The organism is Bradyrhizobium sp., from assembly GCF_019244115.1.
GTDB lineage: Bacteria > Pseudomonadota > Alphaproteobacteria > Rhizobiales > Xanthobacteraceae > Bradyrhizobium.
In genome coordinates this window covers 1-5,747 of sequence record NZ_JAFATE010000888.1, presented here as the reverse complement: position 1 = coordinate 5,747, position 5,747 = coordinate 1, and the positions used below count along the sequence as shown (strand labels likewise).

Annotated in this window: 6 protein-coding genes; 3 read left to right on the top strand and 3 right to left on the bottom strand. The window is 65.2% G+C overall.

Annotated elements, in window-relative coordinates:
* A partial coding sequence (locus JOZ76_RS37180) for an efflux RND transporter permease subunit (protein WP_291706344.1) occupies positions 1–1,224 on the top strand: 1,224 nt, incomplete at its 5' end.
* A 48-nt stretch (positions 1,225–1,272) separates the two neighbouring features.
* On the opposite strand, the gene JOZ76_RS37175 is transcribed toward JOZ76_RS37180, so the two are convergent.
* The gene (locus tag JOZ76_RS37175) at positions 1,273–2,706 is read right to left on the bottom strand and encodes an adenylate/guanylate cyclase domain-containing protein (RefSeq protein WP_291706345.1); all 1,434 of its coding nucleotides are present in this window, start codon (positions 2,704–2,706) and stop codon (positions 1,273–1,275) included.
* Between the two features lie 189 nt (positions 2,707–2,895).
* Between JOZ76_RS37175 and JOZ76_RS37170 the strand changes: the two genes are divergently transcribed.
* A complete protein-coding gene (locus JOZ76_RS37170; protein ID WP_291706343.1) occupies positions 2,896–3,270 on the top strand; it encodes a BlaI/MecI/CopY family transcriptional regulator in 375 nt (124 codons plus the stop codon).
* On the top strand, positions 3,270–4,580 hold the full coding sequence (locus tag JOZ76_RS37165) for a M56 family metallopeptidase (RefSeq protein ID WP_291706342.1): 1,311 nt from the start codon (positions 3,270–3,272) through the stop codon (positions 4,578–4,580). Before JOZ76_RS37170 ends, JOZ76_RS37165 begins: the two co-directional genes overlap by 1 nt.
* Positions 4,581–4,608: 28 nt before the next feature.
* Here the strand turns inward: JOZ76_RS37165 and JOZ76_RS37160 are convergent, their stop codons facing one another.
* Complete coding sequence (locus JOZ76_RS37160; protein ID WP_291706341.1) at positions 4,609–5,364, bottom strand: hypothetical protein; 756 nt, start codon at positions 5,362–5,364, stop codon at positions 4,609–4,611.
* A 21-nt stretch (positions 5,365–5,385) separates the two neighbouring features.
* Positions 5,386–5,747 (bottom strand): zinc-binding dehydrogenase (locus JOZ76_RS37155; protein ID WP_291706340.1); only part of this gene is annotated, 362 nt, incomplete at its 5' end.

The window sequence follows — 5,747 nt, the reverse complement described above, 5'->3', positions numbered from 1 at the left end:
CCAAAACTCGTCGCCGCGCTGCAAGGCTCAAAGCTGCTTGCCGATGTCAGCAGCGATCAGCAGAACAAGGCCCTGCAATCCAGCCTGATCGTCGATCGCGATGCCGCCTCCCGCCTCGGCATTACGCTCAGCCAGATCGACAACACGCTCTATGACGCGTTCGGGCAGCGACAGGTCTCGACGATCTATGTCGCGCGCAACCAGTATCATGTCATCATGGAGGTGGCGCCTGCCTACTCGAGGGATCCGGAGACGTTGAAGGAGGTCTATGTCAGCACCTCCGGCGGACCGGCAAGGGGATCACAGGCGACCAATGCGGTGGCCGGGACGGTCGTCTCGTCCGCGCAGAAGACCTCGGTCGGTTCGGTTGCGGCCAATGCGGTGCGAAATCTCGCCACCAACTCGATCGGTGCCACCGGCAAGGGGGGCTCGTCGACCGGAACCGCGGTCAGCACCAGCCCGGAAACGATGATCCCGCTGTCCAGCGTGGCCCACTTCGTACAGAGCGAGACCCCGCTCGTCGTCAATCACCAGGATCTCTTTGTCGCGAGCACCGTCTCGTTCAATCTCCCGTCCGGCGTTTCCTTAAGCACGGCCACCGCGGCGATCGAGACGACCATGAGCCAGATCGGCATGCCGGCGGGCATTCACGGCGGATTTGCCGGCGCCGCAAAGATCTTTCAGCAGTCGCTGGCGAGCGAGCCGTTTCTCATTCTCGCGGCGTTCGCAACCATCTACATCTCGCTCGGCATGCTTTACGAGAGCTACATTCATCCGCTCACGATCCTGTCCACCCTGCCGTCGGCCGGCGTCGGCGCGGTGCTGGCGCTGATGCTGTTTCATTCGGAATTCGACATCATCGCGATGATCGGAGTGGTGCTCCTGATCGGGATCGTGAAGAAAAACGCGATCATGATGATCGACTTCGCGCTCGATGCCGAGCGTCAGCGCAGCCTGTCGTCGGCCGACGCCATCTTCGAGGCCTGTTTGATGCGCTTTCGGCCGATCATGATGACCACCATGGCCGCCCTGTTCGGCGCGGTGCCGCTGATGGTTGGCCTCGGCGAGGGCAGCGAGTTCCGCCAGCCGCTGGGCATCGCCATCTTCGGCGGCCTGATCCTGAGCCAGATCCTGACGCTCTATATGACGCCGGTGGTCTATCTGTATCTGGATCGCGCCCGGCACTGGAGGCAAAGGCGAAAGGCCGCGCGCGGCGTTCGCTGAGCGCTCATCGCCGAACCCATCTTGGGTGAACAGGCCGAACGGCGCGCATCAAGGAGTTTCCGGGCGGTCCGGCGGCGTGACGATGTCGCCCGGGCGCGCCTGCGTCCAGATCGCGATCGGGTGCTCGAGGCCGCGGATCGCTTGCGGGGCCTGTGCCGTCAGCGGCCAAAAAACCGCATCGGCGCCGTCGAGTTCGGCCTTCGCGCGCTGCACGAGATCGTCGCTTGCGATGAGCGCGCAATCGAGCGCCCGGGTCAGCGCTTCGAGCCGGCTTGCGGCGTTCACGGTCGAGCCGATCACCGCAAATTCGAGACAGGTCAGCCCGATGTCGCCGAGCACGACCGGCCCGTAATGCAAACCAAAGCTGACGCGGAGCGGCGCCTCGCCGGCCTTCTTGCGCTCGCCATTCCAGCGATCTGCCGCTGCCATCATGGCCTGCGCACAGCGCAGCGCATTTCCGGCATCGGTGTTTCCGCCGAACGGCGTGCCGAACGTCGCCATCAGCCCGTCGCCGAGATATTTGTCGAGCGTGCCGCTGTGACGAAACACCTCCTGTTCCATCAGCGCGTGGAATTGGCGCAAGGTGCGCACGACCTGTTCCGGCGTGCGCGTGTCGGCAAAGGCGGTGAAGCCGACGATGTCGACGAACAGCACGGCGACGTGCTGCGTGCGCACCTGCTTCAGCGGTTCGTCGTTGGTCGAGAGTTGCTCGACCACATTGGGCGAGAAGTAGCGGGCGAGATTGCCGCGTTCGCGTTCCACGGCGGCATGACGGATCACGAGATCGTTGCCGCGCCGCACCGCGACGGCGAGGGTCACGGCGACGATCATGAATACGACAATTTCCTGGAGACGCGCACCGAAAGTGATCGAGTTGGGCGAGATCAGGTCGAACAGCCTGTAATCGCCTGATGTCGCCGCCAAAATGCGGGCGGTCAGTTCGGGAGCGCGATTGGGCTGCCACCACACCCAGGCGATGCCGATGCTCCAGAGCACGGCGGTCCACGTTCCCATGGCGACGACCGTGCGCCAGGAATAGGCCAGTGTCGCGCCCGACAGCAGCACGAAGAAATAGATGAAGTTGCCGAAATGGAACTGCATTGCCACCGGCCAGTGCGCCGTGCTGAGGGGGTTCGGGACGACAAGAATGACCGTCATCAGCGCCAGGTCGCAGAACATCAGCGCCAGCTCAGGCCGGGAAACGCCAAGGCGGCCAACTTTGACTTGACCCCAACCGATCAGTGCGAACAAACCGAGCAGCGCCACGTAATAGAGCTGCTCCTTCCACGACGGATTGATGATCAGCAACAAGCAGGCGATCACGGCGAGCGCGACATAGCGCGCCCGCACCGCCAGCCGCAGGCCATCCCGCTTGGCGGCGGCGAGCGCGGCCTGCGCGAACTGAACAGTCTCGCTTTCTGTATCGCGCCGGCTGCGCGCGCGGGGCAGCGCGGCGGGCAGGTCGAGGCGCTCGACAAGCATGGTCACGGCGTGTCTCCTCGTGGGACGTTACAGCGCGGTCACGGACGTCAGCCGCAGCCGACGGTTGAGTCTAGCGGGACTTCGATGCAACGTCACCACGCCGGGGAACCGGCTTGATAACTATGCTTATAGTTGACAGCCGCCGCCGGCGGTGAGATGATCCACTATATCCATAGTTGGAGGTGGTGGATGGACATCCAGTTCACGGATCGCGAGATCGACGTGATGGAGGTGCTTTGGGAGCGTGGGCCGTCGCTGGTCGGCGAGGTCAGGGCCGCGCTGAACGATGATCTGGCCTACACCACCGTGCTGACCATCCTGCGCACGCTCGAGGGCAAGGGATATGTCGGCCATGAGCAGGAGGGGCGCGGCCACCGCTATTTCGCCGCGGTCAAGCAGCACGCCGCGCAGCGCAGCGCGCTGCGTCGCCTCACCAGCAAGCTGTTCAAGGGCTCGGCGGAACTGCTCTTCACCCATCTGGTTTCCGACCAAAAACTCACCGCCAGGCAGATCCGCGCCATGCGTGCGCTGCTGGACGAGAAGTCGCGGAAGGGGGAGACCTGATGCTGGGCTGGATATCCTATGTCGTCGCGGTGAGCCTGCTTCTCGGTCTTGCCGCGCTTGCCCTGGAGCGCGCGGCGCGGTTTTCGCGGCGGCCGACACGCTGGCTATGGGGCACCAGCATGATAGCCTCGCTGCTGCTTCCGCTGCTGATGTCCTCGGTTGCCGTGCGGGCGCCCGGACTCTCCGATGTGGTCGCGCGCGCGATACCCGGGAGAATCGTCGCGCTTCGACAGATCACCGCAACCGGCCTGTCGCCGTCCGGCTGGCCGAAAGCGAGCGCCGCGTTTTCCGCGGCCGCTGCGGACCTCGACCGCGTGCTGCAGACGGGCTGGAGCGCCGGATCGGCGCTGCTGTTGCTCGCAGTGCTGGCCGGCAGGGTCGAGCTGAGCTGGCGACGCCGCAGCTGGCAGCGCGGCGAGATGGCCGGCGTGGCGGTGCACGTCTCGGAGGACGCCGGTCCGGCCGTCGTGGGGCTTATGGTCCCGTTCATCGTCGTGCCGCGCTGGTTGATGCAGTGCCCGCCCGGCATGCAGGAACTGGTCATCGCGCATGAGCGGAGCCATCTCGAAGCGCACGACACCCACCTGGTGACGTTCGCCTTTGGCCTGCTCATCTGCATGCCCTGGAACCTGCCGCTGTGGTGGCAGCTGCGGCGCCTGCGCATGGCCGTCGAGATGGATTGTGACGCGAGGGTCCTGCGCCGCGGCCACGATGTCTGTCACTACGGCAAAGCCCTGATCGCGGTCGGCGAGAGGCAGTCGACGACCACGGCCATGATGGCTGCGATGGCCGGGTCGCATTCCCTGCTCGAGCGGAGAATCCGCAACATGCTGCGCAAGGAAACGAGATACGCGCGCGCGGCTGCGGCGGGGCTCGCCACGCTGGGGATCGCCTGTGCCGTCGGCGCGGCCGAGATCAGCCCTCCGAACAGCGATGGCAGGTCTGCATCGCAGGCGTTCGCCGTAGCTGCCGCGATACTCGACCGCTACGTCGGATTTTACCAGCTCAACGACCGTGCCGTGATGACGATCACTCGCGACGGCCAGCAACTGAATGCGCACTGGACAGCGCAAAAGGCCGTGCCGCTCTATCCATTGAGCAATACCGAGTTCGCGTACAAGGACGGCCAGATCAGCTTCTTCACCGAAGCCGATGGGCAGACGACGGCCCTGATCTTGCGCAAATACGGTGTCGATATGCGGATGAAGCGCATCGATGCCGCCGCCGCGCAGCAGATCTTCAGCCTGGGACCAGACCGACGCGATCGGCCCAAGCCGGATTGGGGCGGTGCGTTGATCATACGGCAATGACGGATTTGCGGGCCGGACAGGCAACCCTCTATGATTGGCCGACCTGAACCTGCCGATCGACCAGGATCCAGGTGGCCTGAGCAGCCGCCAGCATTTTTCCGTCCGCGCCCAGCAATGCGCTGCCTGCGTACAGTTTGCGGCCGTCCCGGCCCGTCGGCCAGGCGATGATGATGCAGCGCTCGCCCGGGCGAGGCCGCTTCTCGACGTGTGCGCGCATGCGTCCGAGCAGCATCGTCTCGTTGCCGCTCATTCCCAGATGCTGCGCGCCGGCGCCGGCAAATCCGCTCGGGCAATCCAATGCGGCCCAGATGAATTCACGCGCGACGGTGCCATCCTCACCCGCCAGATTGGCGTGCGGCACCCAGGGCGCCACGAGTGTTCCGCTCCTGCAATCCGGGCGCGGCGGCAGCCTGGAAGGCAGGATGCGCAGGCCGTCGCCATGCGCGCGCGCCGACCCGCACACGAAGCACATCGGCAGGGGATGGCGGCTTTCGTCAAACGGCCAGCGCAAAACCGCCGCTTCCGCTTCCGAAAAATCAACGATGGGGATGTCGGGTGCCTCGAAACGGACGCCGTGTCCGCGCGCAAGTATCGTCTCATCCTTCCACAGCTCCACGCCGTGGTCGCCGGCCACGATCTCGAGCGGCTCACCGAGGGGCGGCGGCGCCAGCAAGGTCACCTCCGCGTCGGCGTCGATATGCGCGGCGAGCAGCCCGCAGACATAGCCGCCATTGCCCGAGTTCGGCGGACCGCAGAAACGCTTCTCGATCACGACGGATGTCATGGGTGCCTCCTCTGGGTCGTTTCACCTGACCTGCAGCACGATGCGTCCTTGCGCGGTGCGGCTCGCAACGGCGCTCATCGCTTCAGGAGCCTGCGCGAGCGGAAGCACGCGGTCAATGTGCGGGCGCAGTCTGCCCTCGGCGACCCATGCCATGATCGTCTCGGCCGCGCGAGCGGCGTCGTGTGGAAAGCGTTCCTTCCAGGCGCCGACGAAGATGCCGACGACAGAATAGTTTTTCAGCAGCGGCAGATTCATGGCCAACGACGGGACCTCGCCGCTGGTGAATCCGATCGGCATCAGCCGCCCATTCCAGCGCATCAGCCGGGCGAGGGTGGTGAACAGTGGCCCGCCGACATTGTCGACACAGACGTCGACACCTTCGC